We start from the raw sequence: 16866 nt of genomic DNA on the forward strand, positions 1-16866 counted from the left end.
GGCATATTTTCGACTGCCCGACCTCGCTCGGGTGTGAGCGGCCCAAACCGGCTGTTCGACCTGGATCACCGTCGCTGCGTTGCACCCTCTTTCCGGACATTCGCTGCAGGTGCGATGCCGTCTAACCAGGAGATCGTCAACTGTCAAAAGTTAGCAATAGGGCCTTATCTACTTTGATAGACAAGATCATACCCACGCGACTTATCCACAGGACACTCCGTCCGGGGAATAAAGACACCGTGACAGGAAGTACGCGCGGTTGGACGAGACTGTAACAGTTGGCTCTTGTCGAAATATAGGACGCTACCAACACGAGTATCTCGTCTCGGAAATAGATGCTGAAAACTTGCGGCACAACCGTTGATCTGACGGGGTTTGAATTGGCCAGCGTATACCGCTTTGACCAACCTTTTTGCGGTTGTCATCAAACTGAATCTAAACCGTCACAAAACCGCAACGAACCATGGTCATGCCACTTTCATCCAAATGAGAGGGGAAATCTACCGATGTCATTGCGCTTTGTCTGCTTGACATCTGCCCTTGCCCTGACCACCGGTCAGGCTGCGGCAGAGATGAATTTCAACCGAATTGCGTCTTTCCCGGTCGTTAAAAACATGGCCGAGGGCGCGGACACCAACCGCGAGACTTCGCCCGAGATCATCGCGGCGACTGTCGATGGCATGACGCTGGTTTACACCGACAGTCCGCTGGGCGTGATCGGCATGGTCGACATCACCGATCCTGCAAACCCCGCGCCTTTGGGTGCGATGGAAGTGGGAGGTGAGCCGACATCCGTTGGGATCGTTGGCGCGACGGCTTTTGTGGGTGTGAACACCTCGGAAAGCTACACCGCGCCGTCGGGCAAGCTGATCTCGGTCGATATTGCGGGCAAGGCGAAATCCGGTGCCTGCGATCTGGGCGGTCAGCCCGACAGCGTCGCCATCGCCCCTGATGGCAGCTTTGTTGCCGTGACCATTGAAAACGAGCGCGACGAAGACCTGAACGATGGCATCATCCCGCAACTGCCCGCCGGGTCGCTGGCGCTGGTGCCGCTGAAAGACGGCGCGCTGGATTGCACGGGCATGAAAATGGCATCCCTTACCGGTCTGGCCGAAGTTGCCCCCACAGACCCCGAGCCGGAATTCGTGGATATCAACGCTCTGGGCGAATCTGTCGTCACCTTGCAGGAAAACAACCACATCGCGGTTGTCGACAAAGACGGCAATGTGGTCAGCCATTTCTCGGCAGGTGCGGTTGATCTGGAAGACATCGACGCCACCGACGAGCGCGGCGCGCTGATCTTCACCGAAAGCCAGCCGGGCCGCCTGCGCGAGCCCGACGCGGTGAAATGGATCGACGACACCCACTTCGCCACCGCCAATGAAGGCGATTATGAGGGCGGATCGCGTGGCTGGACGATCTTCCACAAAGACGGCAATGTTGTTTACGAGAACGGCACCGCTTTCGAGAAAGCCATCATCCAGATCGGCCACTACCCTGACAAACGCTCGGACAGCAAAGGTGTTGAGCCCGAAAGCGTGACCGCTGCCACCTTTGGCGGCACGCCGATGATCTTTGTCGGGGCTGAGCGGGCCTCGGTCGTGGGTGTCTATGACGCCACCGATCCGGCCAATCCGGCGCTGAAGCAGCTGCTGCCCTCGGGTGTTGGCCCGGAAGGCTATGTTGCCATCCCCGAGCGCAACCTGCTGATCTCGGCCAACGAAAAAGACCTGATCGAAGATGGCGGCCCGCGCGCGCATGTTTCGATTTTCGAATACCAGGACGCCCCCGCCAGCTATCCGCATCTGACCTCGGAAGGAGCGGACGAGCTGATCGGCTGGGGTGCTCTGTCCGGTCTGGTGGCTGACGAAGACGGCATGATCTATGCGGTGAATGACAGCTTCTACGGCTTCCAGCCATCGATCTTCAAGATTGACCCCAGCCAGCAGCCTGCCCGCATCGTGGACGTGATCCGCATCCACCGTCAGGACGGCAACCCGGCCCAGAAACTGGACCTTGAGGGCATCACACTGGACGGTGAGGGTGGCTTCTACGTCGCCTCCGAAGGCCGCACTGATCGCGTCGTCCCGCATGCGATCTATCACGTCTCGGCAGACGGTCTGATCAAGGACCGCAAGGGTGAAATCGGTCTGCCGCCGGAACTGATGGCCGTTGAGAAGCGATTTGGCTTTGAGGGCATCACTAGGGTTGGCGACACCCTGTGGATGGCCGTTCAGCGCGAATGGAAGGACGATCCCAAAAACCATGTGAAACTGGTCGCCTACAATCTGGAAACCAAGGAATGGGGTGCCGTACATTATCCCAAAGCCGATCCGGAGAAAGGCTGGGTCGGGCTGTCTGAAATCGTGGCTTTCGGGGACCATGTCTATGTCATCGAACGCGACAACCAGCACGACCACCGTGCCGTGACCAAGAAAATCTACCGCATCCCGCTGTCCGAAATGACCCCGGCCTCGCTGGGTGGCGACCTGCCCGTCGTCAGCAAAGAAGAGGTCCGCGACCTGCTGCCCGACCTGACCTCGACCGGCGGTTACGTTCTGGACAAGATCGAAGGTCTGGCCATCCTACCCTCGAGCGAGGCATTTGTGATGACCGACAATGACGGTGTCGACGATGCCTCGGGCGAGACAATGTTCTGGTCGATCGGGTCGGTTTCGGCTGGGAACTGATCAAACATCAGAGATTGAAGAGCCCCGCGCAGAGACCGCGCGGGGTTTTGCATTCCAAGGCCCTCACCACGCTCCGGCTTACAGCCGATATCCAGCAGTCAACCAAACTGCTGCGGTCGCAGCCCTCTTTGCAGCCATTGGCCATCATGTAACCAACGGCTGCTTCCATTTCGTCAGTTGTCTTTTGCTTCCTCAGCCTGGCGGCGCTCACGCACTTGGTCATCGTCCAGAGTGACGGTTGCATAAGCGAGATACCATTGGTTGCCCCATTTGTCGGCCAGAATGGCGAGGCTGTCGCCGTGGTACTGTTCCGCTGGTTCGGCAATGGAAATCGCGCCTGCATTCAGCGCGCGTTGATAGGCTGCGTCCAGATCGGGAACGTACAGATAAAGAGCTAACTCCGATTTTTTCAGCTCGTCGGTAGCTTCCTGCACGAAATAGGTCGTGTCATCGAATTGAAGCGGGCCGGCCCAACCTGCGACAGGTGAACCGGCCCTGCAGATCTTAGAAATGGGCCGATTTGGTCCCTTCCGGCGCAACCGGCGGTGCGAACTTGGTCAGGTCGATGCCTTCCACGGCGGATTTGTACTCTTCGATCTTCGGCGTCCGGCCCAAAATCGCTGAGAGGACAACAACCGGGGTCGATGCCAGCAAGCTTTCGCCTTTTTTGTCCGGCGCATCTGCCACGACACGGCCCTGGAACAGGCGGGTCGACGTGGCAAGAACGGTGTCACCCTTAGCGGCTTTTTCCTGGTTGCCCATGCACAGGTTACAGCCGGGGCGCTCAAGATAGAGAATATTTTCGTACTCTGTGCGCGCATTCTGTTTCGGGAACAGGTCGTCGAATTCGAAGCCCGAGTATTTCTCGAGCACTTCCCAGTCGCCTTCTTCCTTCAGCTCGTCAATGATGTTGTAGGTCGGAGCTGCAACCACAAGCGGAGCTTTGAATTCGACCTTACCGGTTTCCTTTTCAAGATTTTTCAACATCTGGGCGACGATCTTGATGTCACCCTTATGCACCATGCAAGACCCGACAAAGCCCAAATCTACATGTTTTTCGGCATTGTAGTACGAAATCGGACGGATCGTATCGTGCGTATAGCGCTTTGACACGTCGGCATTGTTGACATCCGGGTCGGCGATCATCGGCTCGACGATCTGATCCAGGTCGACGACAACCTCGGCGAAGTATTCCGCGTTGTTATCAGGAGTCAGAGCAGGTTTTTCACCGGACTTGATCTCGGCGATGCGTGCATCAGCGATGTCGATCAACTTCTGCAGCATCCCATTTTCATGCTCCATGCCCTTATCGATCATGATCTGGATGCGCGACTTGGCCAGCTCCAGCGATCCGATCAGGGTCTCGTCATTCGAGATACAGACAGACGCCTTGGCCTTCATCTCGGCTGTCCAGTCGGTGAAGGTAAAGGCCTGATCCGCCAACAGCGTGCCAATGTGTACTTCGATAACACGGCCCTGGAACACGTTGTCGCCATGCTGCTCCAGCATCTGCGCCTGGGTGGCGTGCACCACGTCGCGGAAATCCATATGCTCGGCCATCTTGCCCTTGAAGGTTACCTTGACCGATTCCGGAACCGGCATCGAGGCTTCACCGGTGGCCAGCGCCAGCGCCACGGTGCCCGAGTCGGCCCCAAAGGCCACGCCTTTGGACATCCGGGTATGGCTGTCGCCGCCAATGATCACCGACCAGTCATCCACGGTGATATCGTTCAGCACCTTGTGGATTACGTCCGTCATAGAGTGATAGACCCCTTTCGGGTCACGACCAGTGACAAGGCCGAAGTCGTTCATGAACTTCATCAGACGAGGCGTGTTTGCCTGCGCTTTGGCATCCCAGACCGACGCGGTATGACAACCCGACTGATAGGCACCATCAACGCTGGGTGCCACGACGGTGGCGGCCATCGCCTCAAGCTCTTGCATGGTCATCAGGCCGGTGGTGTCCTGCGAACCGACGATGTTGACCTTCACACGTACGTCTGAACCGGCGTGCAGAGTCTTGCCCGGCGTTGTGCCCACGGCGTTCTTGTTAAAGATCTTCTCAACCGCGGTCAGACCCTGACCCTCGTGGCTGACTTCTTTCGACGGGGCAAACACCAGCGGTGCCTCAACACCCAGCGTCTCGGCCGCAAGTGCCTGCAGTTTCTTGCCGAAGACGATGGCGTAGGATCCGCCGGCCTTCATGAACTCTACTTTCTGCGGTGTGAAGGACGAAGGCACGTCAACCAGTTCTTCACCATCTTCACTCAGAAGCTTTTGCGTTTTGGTGTTGATCTTCAGAACCGTGCCGGTCGCGACCGAGTACTTCTCTTCAAGGATCGGGTTGCCGTCATTGTTCAGGATCGCGTTGCCATCTTCATCTACCTTCTTGACCCAGTTTTTCAGGTCCAGACCGATGCCGCCGGTCACGCCCACGGTGGTCAGAAAGATCGGTGAGATGCCGTTGGTGCCCGCAACGATCGGCGCGAAATTGACGAATGGCACATAGGGGCTGGCCTGCTTACCGGTCCACAGCGCCACGTTGTTCACGCCGGACATACGCGATGAGCCCACACCCATTGTGCCTTTTTCCGCAATGAGCATGACACGCTTGCCGGGGTGCTGCAGCTTCAACGCTTCGACTTCCTGCTGCGCCTTATCCGAGATAAAGCACTTGCCGTGCAGTTCCCGGTCAGCCCGCGAGTGCGCCTGATTGCCTGGCGACAGCAAGTCGGTCGAGATGTCACCTTCGGCCGCGACATAGGTTACAACTTCGATTTCTTCGTCGATCTCGGGCAGCTTGGTAAAGAACTCCGCTTTGGCATAGCTCTCCAGAACGTCTTTCGCGATTGTATTTCCAGCTTCATAAGCCGCCTTCAGACGGTCGGTATCGGCGTCATACAGGAAGACTTGCGATTTCAGCACCTCAGCGGCCTGATCCGCAATCGAGGCATCTTCACCCAGCGCCAAATCCAGCAGAGCTTCAACCGAAGGACCGCCTTTCATGTGCGACAGCAGCTCAAACGCGAAAGGAACCGAGATCTCTTCGACCACCGCGTCGCCCAGAATGATCTCTTTCAGGAATTTGGCCTTTTCACCGGCGGCGCTGGTTGTGCCAGGCAGCGTGTTATAGATGAAAAAGTTCAGCGCCCCGTCCCGATGTTCACTTGCCGCATCCTTGATATGGGCGACGATCTCTTTCACCAATGCACCGTCGTCGATGGGCTTAGGGTGCAGCCCTTGTCCTTTGCGGGTTTCGATCTCGCTGAGGTAATCTGTATAAAGGCTCATGGCTGTTCCGGCTGTTTGCGTTTCGTGTGGGTGCCTACCGGGTTTTCAGCGGTCTGGCCACTGCCGGTATCGAATTGTATGCGGCGGTATACTAATTTCCCGTAGACTTCAAGTGACCATCTGAAAAATGCGATCACAAAGTCCGGTATGGCCCGCAATTCAGCGGAACCAATAGTCCCACCCGTCCAGATAATACCCCGCCAGCACATGGGTCTGCAGCGTGTTTGCCTTGGCCGCAACGCGGTCCATATCGGCACCAAACACCTGTGCGGCCTGCCAGACATCGGGCGTCAGATAACTCAACCCATTCGGCACATCCAAATCTCGCCCCGACAGCGGCACGGGTGAGGCCAGCACAAACCCCCATTCCCCGAAACTGGGCACATAGCTGTGGTAAGGTGTCGTAAACAGCCCCTGCCCCGGTTGCTGCGGATTGCGGCTGCTTTCCAGCGTCGTCACCACGGACCAGAATGCCTGTCGGGCGAAAAACGGTGATCCGGCCTGTGTCACCAACACCCCTTGCCCGCTTAGCCGTTCGGCCAGCAAACCATAAAACTGACGGGAATAGAGCCGTGACAACGCAATGGATTTCGGGTCTGGCAGGTCGACGATGACCACATCGTAAATCCGTTCATCGCGCTCCAGAAATTTCCACGCATCATCATTGACGATAGTGACACGCGGATCGGACAAGGCGCCGCCGTTCAAGGCCGAAAGCTCGGGATGTTCCCGGAAAATCTGCGTCACCCGCGGATCAAGATCGACCAGCGTCACACTTTCGACATCGGGATATCTCAGCAACTCGCGCGCGGCCATGCCGTCGCCACCGCCCAGCACAAGAATACTTGCGCGCCTCGGGGCCAGTGCCATCGCTGGATGCACCAGCGGCTCGTGATAGCGATGCTCGTCCAGCGTATCGAACTGGATCGAGTGATCCAGAAACAGCCGCACCCGGTCGCGATATCGCGTCACGGTGATTTGCTGATACGGGGTGGCTTCGGACAAGATGACATCATCCTCGAACAACTCGGCCTCGGTCACGGAGACCAGTTTTTCGGACTGCCACAGCGCCACCATGGTCGCCACAAAGGCCAGCATCCAAACCGTGACCTGCAACCAACTGGCCCAGTGCCGAAACAGTAAAAGCGACAGCCCGGCCACCACCAGGTTCAACGCCCCAAAGGCCAGGCTGGCCGACATCAGCCCCAGATGCGGGATTACCAGCAGTGGAAATGCAAGCGAGGCGACTAAGGCCCCCACATAATCCACGGTCAGGACGTTTTCGAACCGGAACTTCAACGCGCCGATTTCTTCCAGAACTCGCGCAATCAGGGGAATTTCCAACCCCGACAGAACACCGATCGTGATCAACGCGGCGTAAAGCGGCGTCGCCACGTGACCCATCCAGGCATAGTTCAGAAACAGAACCGGCGCCATGAAACCGCCCACGATGCCCAGCAGGATCTGCGCCCAGACAAAGCCGGAAAACGCATGGGTCACAAAACGCGACAGCCACGCCCCTAGCCCCATCGCCGAGAGGAATATACCAATAACTAGCGAAAACTGCCGCACCGAATCCCCCAGCAGATAGCTGGACAAGGTGGCAGCAATCAGTTCATAGATCAGCCCGGCAATCGCGACCAGAAAGGTCGCGGCCAGCAGCCACGCAGCGCGGGCTTCGACCGCGCCGGTCGGCGTCATGACAGGATCACAGCCGCGATGATGATCGAGACCGACACAAACAACAGCCCAATCAGCACCGCCAAAGCGATATTCTGGTCATGCTCGATCTCGCGCACGATCGGGAACGGGGTCAGCCAGTCGATCACCTTCCAGACGATCCACATGAGTGAGACGCCAAGGAAAGTGTAAAAGATCGTGCTGACAATTTCTGCAATCTGAATGGCTGCAAAATATTCCATGAGTTCCCCGCTATTTTACGCGATTTTTCCGATAATACCCGCCGCCGCCACTGCCGACGCGGACCGAAGTGTCAAGGTCACGGCTCTCGGACCCGTAACCGTGATAAGATACATATCCCGTGGCACCGATGGCCGCAGTCGAGATTGCAAGAAAGATGATCCGGAAAGCGGTCACGTTAATCCTCGTCTACCCAGTCGGACCCGAACCACCGCGCCCGTTGATGCAGCGCTTTACGCCCGACCTGAATCATAAGCAACGCCCCGAAGACCCCACCCAACAGCGCCAGCCATTTTCCAGACGACACGCCGGACCGAACATCCACCCACAGGCGCGATACGTATTGGCCCGACCTGCCCCAAGTGTTCTGCTCAGCCACTGTAAGTGCCAAGGTATAGGTCCCGCTGATTTCAGGGCGGAACCGCAATCGGGTGAAGGGCGAGCCTTCACTCCAACTGCCGTCGGCGTCACGCCCGGAATAGGTTTCGATTGTGCGGCCAGCTCCGAAAACCGGCTGATTTTCGGGGTCAAGCAACTCCATCTCTAGATAGGCCCAGCTGTTGTTCACATTGCCTGTCACTTTGATCGCGGCCAGCTTGCCATCCGCCTCAAGCGGGAATTTAACCTCAACCGTCTCTGCGTTCAGCTCGACAATTTGGTTCTGCAATACGGCCGGCCCACTGCTGAGATGAAAAACTGCAGCCATCACCAGACATATCGTTGCAAATATCAATGAGGTCCGCCGCAAAAACCGATAGTTCCGCCCCTCGACAAAAGGCTGCAACGGATGCACCCGATAGGGGCCAAGGTCCAGTGCCACGCCGAAAGCAGCCTCAGCTTCTGCCTTGAACACATAGATCGAGCGATATGCCTCACGCTCGTTACCCGTCTGTGAAAACCCCAGCATTGCCGTGTCCGACATGGCCGTTACTGTGACCGTCCGCTCGCCCATTTTTGGGCGCCAGGTGAATTCACCTTCAACAAAGGTGATCTCGCTATGCGTGGTTTCATAATAGCGATACGTGCCCTGGCTTGTCCGAACGATAGGCGGGTGATCTGCGGTCTCGACCCAGTGTTCGGATATCCACCCTCCACCGCGATAGCGTCGGGAAAACACCAGATGATCATTTTCCAAAGTCAGCCAGGCATAGCCATGGGTCGGGGAATAAAGCTGATGGTCAATCCAGGTAAAGATACGGCCCGCCCAGCGTTCGGTGTGTTGGATCAGACCGATGATGACAAATTCAACATCATACAACGTGCCCCGCATCCCAATTGAAAACGGCGTATGCGGTCGCTCAAGGTCATTGAACTTACGCAACACCTTATAATTGTCCTGCGCGTCCAGCTCTGATCCGCAAAATTCGCAGATTTGGACCATTACCCGACCACCGCCAAAAACGTCCAGCCCGGCACCGCATGAGGTGCAATTGATCGAGGTAAGCTCGGGCGACCTTGTCATGACTGCTGTATCTTTATGCCAAACGGGTCGAACCAGCGCCCCTGAAACCACATCGACCTTGCCCCCCAGAACTCTCCCGACAACAATCTGTTGTCTTCGCCCGTGGCATTGACGAAGTCATAGGTCTCCCCAACTTGCAGTTCCTCGTCGAACTGCCCTCGCAGGGCAATACATTCGGCTTGTTCCACTTCAGTGACCGTGTAGGTGCTGTTTTCATACTCCAGCGTCTCGCCCGGTTTGAAAGGCGGTCGGAACTTTGGCATCCGCCCGCCGGAAATGCGGATCTGTTCGACCACGTCCCCCTCGTCCACCGAAACCCAAGAGATCGCGCCTTTCTGAGATGTCCCGCAGAATTCATCCCAAAACCCGCGACCATAAGAATAGCGCGCGTGTCCAAGAATCTGGATCGCTTTTCGCCCCAGCTCGACCGTGTCCCCGATCCCGAACAGCTGCGGCGCGTCATGCATGACACCCTGGTCGCCCGCAAGCGCAACATGGTCCCCTTTTAGAAACAGTGTCGTGCCACAGGATGAGCAGGTCACGACCTTGGCCGCGTCCAATAAGATCGGGCACAAAGACCCGCAATTAAGACAATTGAAATCCTTCATACCTTCAGGTCTTTCAAAGCAGTGGAAATTTCAAGCGTCAGTATTCCTGTCTATTCAGCGGCTTCAAAGCGCAGGCGGCGCACCGAAGGGTCAACCCGGCCGTAGGCGGCCAACAACCGCGCGGACCATTTTTGGGCGATGTAATCCGCCATGAACCGCGACGGTGCCATCAGGGTGACGACCCCCCCTGCCCTATCAGCCTCTGTCAGATGTTGGAACCAACTCGCCCATAGCTCAGGATCGCGCCTGTGCAGTATGGCTTGAACCTGTGTCCAAACCCCCTCGTCCGACGGTTCAAATGGTGCAGGTTTGACTTTGAAGGGGACGATATTTGTGTCCGGTTCGGGATCATCCGACATTCGGGCCTGAAAATCGGACCCGATCGTGGGCCAGATGTCCGAGGTATCAAGCATCACTTGTTTCAGGTCCAACTCATACACCGCAACCCGCCCGCGAGCCGCAGGTCGCTTGACCGCAATCCAGCCCATCGACCGCAGCTTTGCCATTTCACGTTTCACCGTGCGTTCGTTTACTGACCACAGACGCGCGATCTCTTCCCGCCCAATCGACAGCTCATTGTTGCGCCAGTTGTACCGGGTGGTGATCAGGGCAATGATGCGCAGAATGCTGCGCTGGCGATGTTTGTCGCCAGACAGGGCGTGTACGGTCAACGCTGATAGAATGTCGTATTTTATGGCAGGCGCATTTCGCCCTACCGGTTTTGCAACCTGCATTCCTATTCTCACCGCTCTGTCTGCCTCAGGCGGGTTATACCGCCAATGATACGCTGTTTTCCAACGCTTTTCGTCTTGATGCCCTGATTAGCGTCCAAACCGGCGATTCTGTCAAGCGGAGTCTGATTTTGGGTCGCTGCGGCCCGCATTCCAATTCAAATTAAAAATGAAATTAGGTGAAGTATTGGTGATGGGGGACGCCATGTATGTCCCCTTATTATCTGCTTTTGTCCCCCTATATGGGGCAGTTCAGGGTTTAACGCCCCCCTAAATCTTGAATCGCTCGCCCTGGACACCCTAGGGGTCGAATCGGACGCCAACCGAATCGGATCATGCGGTGTGGCGCCTTGTTTTCTTACCCGTGGGTAAGATTACACTCTTATCATATTTTCTTTTGCGTAAAGCACAAATCAAGCGTAAATAGTAAAAACGTATAGAATAGCGTCCAAAAAAATGAGACTTGAGGCATGTACACGCACGAAGACCTGAACGCATTGCGCAATCAATCCCTCAAATTGCAGGGCTGGATCCGCCAGCAGACCTTCAGCCCTGAGATGGAGAAGACCCTTCGCCGCTTTTCAAGCTGGGAGGTGTCCGAGCTGATCTTTCGCGTCAACCAGTCGACCTTTCGCGGCAAGCTGGCGGCAGACCCGTCCCTGCCCAGTGGCGAGGTTGAGCCGGATGGCCGCCAGCGTTGGTTCAGCCTGGAAGAGGTGAACGAGCTGCGCCGCCGCCTTAAGGTGAACCGCAAATCCCTGATGCCACCCCGCCCCGTGGGCAAGCGCGCCATCCGCGCGGCGGTGGCCAATTTCAAGGGCGGCGCGGGGAAGTCGACCGTTGCTTTGCATCTGGCCCATGCCGCGGCGCTGGATGGGTACCGGGTGCTGGTGGTGGATTTCGACCCGCAGGCAACGCTGAGCCACTCGATGGGTTTGACCGACGTGACCGAAGATTTCACCGTCTGGGGCATCATGGCCCGAGATTTGATCCGCGAGACTGAGCGGATGAACAACCGCCCCGCTGCCGCCGAATCCGGCACCACCCTGCCCCGCCGCGAATTGCCGCCTTCGATCACCGATATGGGGCTGGGCGATTTGCGCATTGCGGATTTCATCAAGCAAAGCTCTTGGTCGACCATTGACGTCATCCCGTCCTGTGCCAACGCCGCCTTCGTTGAGTTTGCGTCCGCGCAGTATCGGCACCTGAACCCCGAGTGGTCTTTCTTTGCCGCCGTGTCGCGCTATCTGGACCAGATCCCGGATGATGCATACGACCTGATCCTATTCGATTGCCCCCCGGCGATTGGGTACCAATCCATGAACGCCGTTTTCGCGGCTGACATGCTCTATGTCCCCTCTGGTCCCGGTTACTGGGAATATGACTCGACCACGTCGTTCATCGGGCAGTTGGCCGAGGCGCTGGAAGACCTCGCCTATGGTTTCGATAAGACCTTACCCACGGGTAAGATCGGCTTGCCCAAAACCTTTTGCGAGCTGCGCTTTTTGCTGACGCGTTACGAGCCGGGCAATGCCCTGCACCTGGCGATGTTCGATGCGTTTAGGAAAGTGTTCGGTGACCACGTGGCCGAACACCCGGTTGAGATGACCCGCGCAGTTGAGCAATCTGGCCGCTTCTTAAGCTCGGTCTATGAGATGGATTACCGAGAGATGACGCGCGAAACCTGGCGCCGCGCGCGCTCGACTTTTGACAATGTATATGAAGAATTCCGGGACGTGATGCTATCGGCCTGGGACAAGCTGGAGGATGACGCATGAGCCGTAAACGCAGAATGTTTGACATCGACATGCCGGCCATGGATGACATTCCGGTCGGCAAGGTTCCGGACAAGGTGCTGGAAAAGCGACGCGGGCCGATGGCCACCGCAATATCGGAAAACGCGGACGCGTTGCGCGACCAGCAATCGACCGAAGAAACCATCCGCGCCGAAAATGATCGTCTGGCGCATGAGTTGGTCCGCTTGCGGTCGGATGGCTTGGTGACCGAACACGTGGTCTTGTCAGATGTGGTCACCGAAAAACTGACCCGTGACCGCAAGCCCGGCCCCGATCCCGAGTTGGAGGAATTGAAGGACTCGATCCGGGATATCGGATTGTCGAATCCCATCCGGCTGGAACGCCGCGCGGATGGTCGGTTCGATCTGATACAGGGCATGCGCCGCCTGTCGGCCTATCGTGCGTTGCATGAGGAAACGGGGGATGAGCTTTATGCGCGCATACCAGCCGGCATCTCTGAAGCGGCAGACCTGAACGACAGCTACCGTCGCATGGTAGACGAAAACCTGATCCGCAAGGATATCTCGTTTGCTGAGATGGGTGCATTGGCCAGAGCGTATGCCGAAGACCCGTCAAACGATTGTGCTGACGTAGACAAGGCCGTTGCGATCCTGTTCAAATCCGCCAGCTATACCAAGCGCAGCTATATTCGTGCGTTTGCCAGTTTGCTGATGATGCTGGACAAGGCGCTGATGCACCCAAATGAAATCCCGCGTAATTTGGGGGTCGAGTTAAAACGAAAGTTCGACGCCAATCCTGGATTGGTTCGGCAGGTCAGCACCGCAATCATGAGCGAACCGGATCGCGACGGCCCGCGCGAAATTGCCATTTTGCGGACGTTCATAGAACCGGACAGCACGGCGACGAAAAAGCCGGAGCCATCAGGTGGTGGTAAAACGCGCCGGGCTAAAACCACATTTCAGGTGTCGGGGCGGGCAGGGGTCGCGAAATGCTCGGCCTCAAGCGGGCGGATCGAACTGCGCTATGATCTGGACTTTACACGGGTTGATCGGGCCAAGCTGGAAAAAGCGATTGCCACCTTGATCGACGATTTGCAGGAAGAAGACGATCTTACCCACGGGTAAGGTCCACACCTGAATTCTTGTGCAAGGAAACGCCGGGTCGAAACCCGGCGTTTCTTTTTTGTCGTGTCACCCTAACAGATCTGTTGCCGGGTTTTCCGCAATGTCTACATCATCATAGTATTTCTGAGCCTGAGCCACGGAGCGATGCAGGGACAGCCGCATGGCGGCCTGGATCGGCGCACCGTCCAGCGCGGCTTGGGTCAGAAAGCCTGAACGCAGCCCGTGCGGCGAGGCGTACCCATCCGGCAATCCCGCCAGTTTCAGCCGGTGTTTCAAGATCTGAGCGACCGCATCCGAGGAGAGGCGGCGCTTCAGCACCCGGTCAGCTTTGGAGATCGGCCGGAACAGGGGGCCATTACTGATCTCTCCAACCTCGATCCAATGCACCAGCGCCTGCGCGGCGCGCCCTTTCAGCACCAGCCGCGGGGTGTCGCCCTTCAAGGTGGTCTTGGTTTCCAGCAGCGACAGCCAGACCACATCTCTCTTGTCGAACTCCTTCAGCGAGACATCTTCGCGCATCAGCCCGGTGATTTCGGACCGGCGCCGACCACCAGAAGCCCAGCCCAGCATCAGGATCGCCCGGTCGCGGCAATCCCGACGGGAACCGCGGCATGTGGCCAGCAAGGTCTCGAGCACGTCGCGGGTGATCGGGTGCGCGGATTTTGGGGCAGGGGGCCGGGCGGCGGCGCGACGCGCCTTGGCACGGGCCTGTTTCACCTGTGGCGCATCAAACGGGCTGGCGAGGTTCTTCATCCGGTGGAAGGCGAGCCAGGAGGCGATGCGCCGGTCCAGAGTGGAAGGGGCAGGGCAGGCCAGCGACTTGCGGAGCCCCTGCGCGATGAGTGCGTCAGCGGTCTGACGGGCGCTGTCTTCGGGCGGGGCGTCTCCGAGATTGCGGGCGTGATCCAGGATGAAGGCTAGCACGGTGGCCTCGGCCTCAGGCCAGTCCAGAGCGGCGTCGAACCGCGCCGCTTTCCACGCCGTCACATAGAGCAGATCGCGCTCATAGGCCCTGAGCGTATTGGCGGGCGTGCCGCGGATATAGAGATCGGTCAGCGCCGCCTGGTCTTCAGCGGAAAGGGCAGGTGAGGGGACAGGAAGATAGGGCGCAGGAGGTTTCATGAGCATTATATTGTGCCGGATTACCGGAAAAATCAATTACACGTGATAAGGGATACTTATAGAATGTAATAGTGAATTGCTGACGTGACTGATGTAACGCTCAAAACCAGTTGATTATGCGCGCCAACTAATTAGGGGTGTAAATCCTATTTCTTTCTACAAAGGTCTTCGAGGATCAGATTGCTGCATTTTTCGCCAATCATGATCGAGGGCGCATTTGTGTTCCCGCTTGCAATGTCGGGCATGATGGACGCATCGGCAACGCGTAATCTGTGGATGCCATAAACGCGCAGCCGTGGGTCGGCACTGTATAGTTAACTGACCGAGCCCGAAACTGGACCTGATTGCGCTATTCACGCTGGTTGGAGTCGAGCGATATTGCGCCACGCATCCATAGCGGCGGTGCGGAGTTCGCGAAATTCTGCGGATGTCATCTCGTGGCGGGGCAGGTGAAACAGGTTTGCAATCGGGGCATGAATGGAGATGAAGCGTTGCAAATGCCGAGGCGATTTGAGGCGTTTCATAATGCGCTCACGCCTTCGGGTTCTTTGGTGAGAGTTCTCGGCCCGGTTATTCAAGCCCTTGTGCGAACGAAGCTCGACCCCCGGCATGATCTCGCGCTTTGCCGCCGGGTATGAGCGAAATTTGTCAGTGATCAAAACCCTCGGCGGATAGCCCCGTCGTTTCAACAACTTGCGCATCAGGCGCAGGGCGGCCTTCCGGTCACGCCGAGCTTGAACCAGAACATCCAGTACGAACCCCTTCTGGTCGGCAGCCCGCCAAACCCAATGCTTGCATCCCCTGATCGAGACGACACCTTCATCCAGGTGCCACTTGTCGCCGAGCTTACCTGTCGACCGGAGTCTGATCGTTTTCGCGAATTCCCGTCCGAATTTTTCGGCCCAGGCCCTCACCGTCTGGTGCGAAACGATGATGCCGCGGTCGGCTAGAAGATCCTCGACCATTCGCAGGCTCAGGGGAAACCGGAAATACAGCCAGACGGCATAAGCAATCACGTCAGGCGGGAAACAGTGGCGGCGATAGAGGTGGGTGTTAGTCATGCCGTCATGTCGCACTTTACGCGGGCAGCCGCATTAACTTTACGGTGCCGTCATCTCCTCTATCTGATGCAAAAACGACGGGTCTGTTCGCCGAACCTGGCGCGTTTGATATCCGTCCGAATGGGACGCTAATGCTGGCCGATATCTCTAACGGCCCTGCGGCACGTCCCGATTTGGAAGAGCTTTAGGACGGCATGAAATTCACTATTGATAATGATCGTCCGGAACGAGGAACGTCCTGAGACCACCAGATCGAATGGCTTCAGTTACTCAAAGTAGCCCGGGTGCGTCTTGTGAATGAAGTCGATGGTTTCGTCGAGGCGGGACAGGTGTTTTCTGACAGCGGCTTGCGCTTGGTCATGGTCTCCTGCCGCCATGGCCTCTGCAATCTCTCGGTGATCGGCGAGGATGGCGTCTGCGGCACTGCCCTTTTCAAGACTGAGCATACAAAGCCGGTCAACCTTTTGCTTGGATTCTAGCATTACATCAAATGCCATCGGATTGCCGCTGAGCACGTAGATCAGTTTGTGAAAATCATAGTCCAGCGAGTGAAACGCCGATAGATCACCGTCACTGATCGCCTGCTCTTGTAGGGCGAGATTTTCTGCAAGTTTAGCTTCACGTGTTGCATCCCAAACTTCCATTGCTCGATGGACGATCTCTAGCTCCACCGCCATTCTAACCAATCGCGCGAGAGCCACACGCTCCATAGAAAATCCTCGAACTACGGTCGCCTTTTGTGGTCGTATTAAGAGCAGATCTTCGTTGCCGAGCCTTGTGAATGCGTTGCGAACAGGTTGGCGTGATACGCCGAATCGGCTGGCTACCTCTGTTTCGGATAGCTTTGTACCGGGAAGAATTTCAAGCGAAACGATCTCGTCGTGTAGCGCTTCATAGACCGCATCGGTTGTGGTTCGTCTGACAATTTCTTCCACGGTATGTTGCTTGCGCCCTCTGTCTTAGTCACGTTTCAAATTACAGATTCACTGTTATAGCATTGAAATAAATAGAATATTCTATTTTATTTTGCTTGAGTGAACCAATGTATGCCCGTTACCTATCAAATGCCCTGCGCTTTCGACTGTCAAGCAATCTGACAT

Annotated in this window: 13 protein-coding genes and 1 pseudogene; 3 read left to right on the forward strand and 11 right to left on the reverse strand. The window is 56.9% G+C overall.

Going from position 1 to position 16866, the window contains the following annotated elements:
• Positions 1 to 506: 506 nt before the first annotated feature.
• On the forward strand, positions 507 to 2690 hold the full coding sequence (locus AB1A64_RS15265; protein ID WP_366552192.1) for an esterase-like activity of phytase family protein: 2184 nt from the start codon (positions 507 to 509) through the stop codon (positions 2688 to 2690).
• Positions 2691 to 2863: 173 nt separating this feature from the next.
• On the opposite strand, the gene AB1A64_RS15270 is transcribed toward AB1A64_RS15265, so the two are convergent.
• From AB1A64_RS15270 to AB1A64_RS15300, 7 genes are all read right to left on the reverse strand, one after another.
• Positions 2864 to 3229 carry a VOC family protein gene (locus AB1A64_RS15270; protein WP_366552193.1) on the reverse strand — a complete coding sequence of 122 codons (366 nt, stop codon included), beginning with the start codon at positions 3227 to 3229 and terminating at the stop codon, positions 2864 to 2866.
• Entirely contained in the window at positions 3195 to 5981 is a 2787-nt protein-coding gene (locus tag AB1A64_RS15275; protein ID WP_366552194.1) for a bifunctional aconitate hydratase 2/2-methylisocitrate dehydratase, read from the reverse strand. The genes AB1A64_RS15270 and AB1A64_RS15275 overlap by 35 nt, the downstream gene beginning before the upstream one ends.
• 159 nt (positions 5982 to 6140) lie before the next feature.
• Positions 6141 to 7682 carry a polyamine aminopropyltransferase gene (locus AB1A64_RS15280; RefSeq protein ID WP_366552195.1) on the reverse strand — a complete coding sequence of 514 codons (1542 nt, stop codon included), beginning with the start codon at positions 7680 to 7682 and terminating at the stop codon, positions 6141 to 6143.
• On the reverse strand, positions 7679 to 7903 hold the full coding sequence (locus AB1A64_RS15285) for a DUF350 domain-containing protein (protein ID WP_366552196.1): 225 nt from the start codon (positions 7901 to 7903) through the stop codon (positions 7679 to 7681). The genes AB1A64_RS15280 and AB1A64_RS15285 overlap by 4 nt, the downstream gene beginning before the upstream one ends.
• A 176-nt stretch (positions 7904 to 8079) precedes the next feature.
• Positions 8080 to 9363 (reverse strand): DUF4178 domain-containing protein, encoded by a 1284-nt coding sequence (locus tag AB1A64_RS15290; protein WP_366552197.1) that lies wholly within the window; start codon positions 9361 to 9363, stop codon positions 8080 to 8082.
• The gene (locus AB1A64_RS15295) at positions 9360 to 9971 is read right to left on the reverse strand and encodes a DUF4178 domain-containing protein (protein ID WP_366552198.1); all 612 of its coding nucleotides are present in this window, start codon (positions 9969 to 9971) and stop codon (positions 9360 to 9362) included. Before AB1A64_RS15295 ends, AB1A64_RS15290 begins: the two co-directional genes overlap by 4 nt.
• Before the next feature lie 50 nt (positions 9972 to 10021).
• Positions 10022 to 10705: a DnaA N-terminal domain-containing protein gene (locus AB1A64_RS15300; protein WP_366552199.1), complete on the reverse strand. Its 684-nt coding sequence runs from the start codon at positions 10703 to 10705 to the stop codon at positions 10022 to 10024.
• A 467-nt stretch (positions 10706 to 11172) separates the two neighbouring features.
• Between AB1A64_RS15300 and AB1A64_RS15305 the strand changes: the two genes are divergently transcribed.
• Together AB1A64_RS15305 and AB1A64_RS15310 are read left to right on the forward strand one after the other, a co-directional pair.
• Positions 11173 to 12480, forward strand: a complete 1308-nt coding sequence (locus AB1A64_RS15305; protein ID WP_226689523.1) for an AAA family ATPase — start codon at positions 11173 to 11175, stop codon at positions 12478 to 12480.
• The gene (locus tag AB1A64_RS15310) at positions 12477 to 13583 is read left to right on the forward strand and encodes a ParB N-terminal domain-containing protein (RefSeq protein WP_366552200.1); all 1107 of its coding nucleotides are present in this window, start codon (positions 12477 to 12479) and stop codon (positions 13581 to 13583) included. Before AB1A64_RS15305 ends, AB1A64_RS15310 begins: the two co-directional genes overlap by 4 nt.
• 66 nt (positions 13584 to 13649) lie before the next feature.
• Here the strand turns inward: AB1A64_RS15310 and AB1A64_RS15315 are convergent, their stop codons facing one another.
• From AB1A64_RS15315 to AB1A64_RS15330, 4 genes and pseudogenes are all read right to left on the reverse strand, one after another.
• Positions 13650 to 14711, reverse strand: a complete 1062-nt coding sequence (locus AB1A64_RS15315) for a tyrosine-type recombinase/integrase (RefSeq protein ID WP_366552201.1) — start codon at positions 14709 to 14711, stop codon at positions 13650 to 13652.
• Between the two features lie 140 nt (positions 14712 to 14851).
• Positions 14852 to 15007: pseudogene (locus AB1A64_RS15320) on the reverse strand (GMC oxidoreductase); the annotation flags it as partial.
• A gap of 51 nt (positions 15008 to 15058) precedes the next feature.
• Complete coding sequence (locus AB1A64_RS15325) at positions 15059 to 15766, reverse strand: IS6 family transposase (RefSeq protein WP_366552202.1); 708 nt, start codon at positions 15764 to 15766, stop codon at positions 15059 to 15061.
• 266 nt (positions 15767 to 16032) lie between these two features.
• The gene (locus tag AB1A64_RS15330) at positions 16033 to 16701 is read right to left on the reverse strand and encodes a GntR family transcriptional regulator (RefSeq protein WP_170519547.1); all 669 of its coding nucleotides are present in this window, start codon (positions 16699 to 16701) and stop codon (positions 16033 to 16035) included.
• Between the last annotated feature and the right edge of the window lie 165 nt (positions 16702 to 16866).

This window comes from Ruegeria sp. ANG10 (assembly GCF_040705255.1).
In the GTDB taxonomy this organism is placed as follows: domain Bacteria; phylum Pseudomonadota; class Alphaproteobacteria; order Rhodobacterales; family Rhodobacteraceae; genus Ruegeria.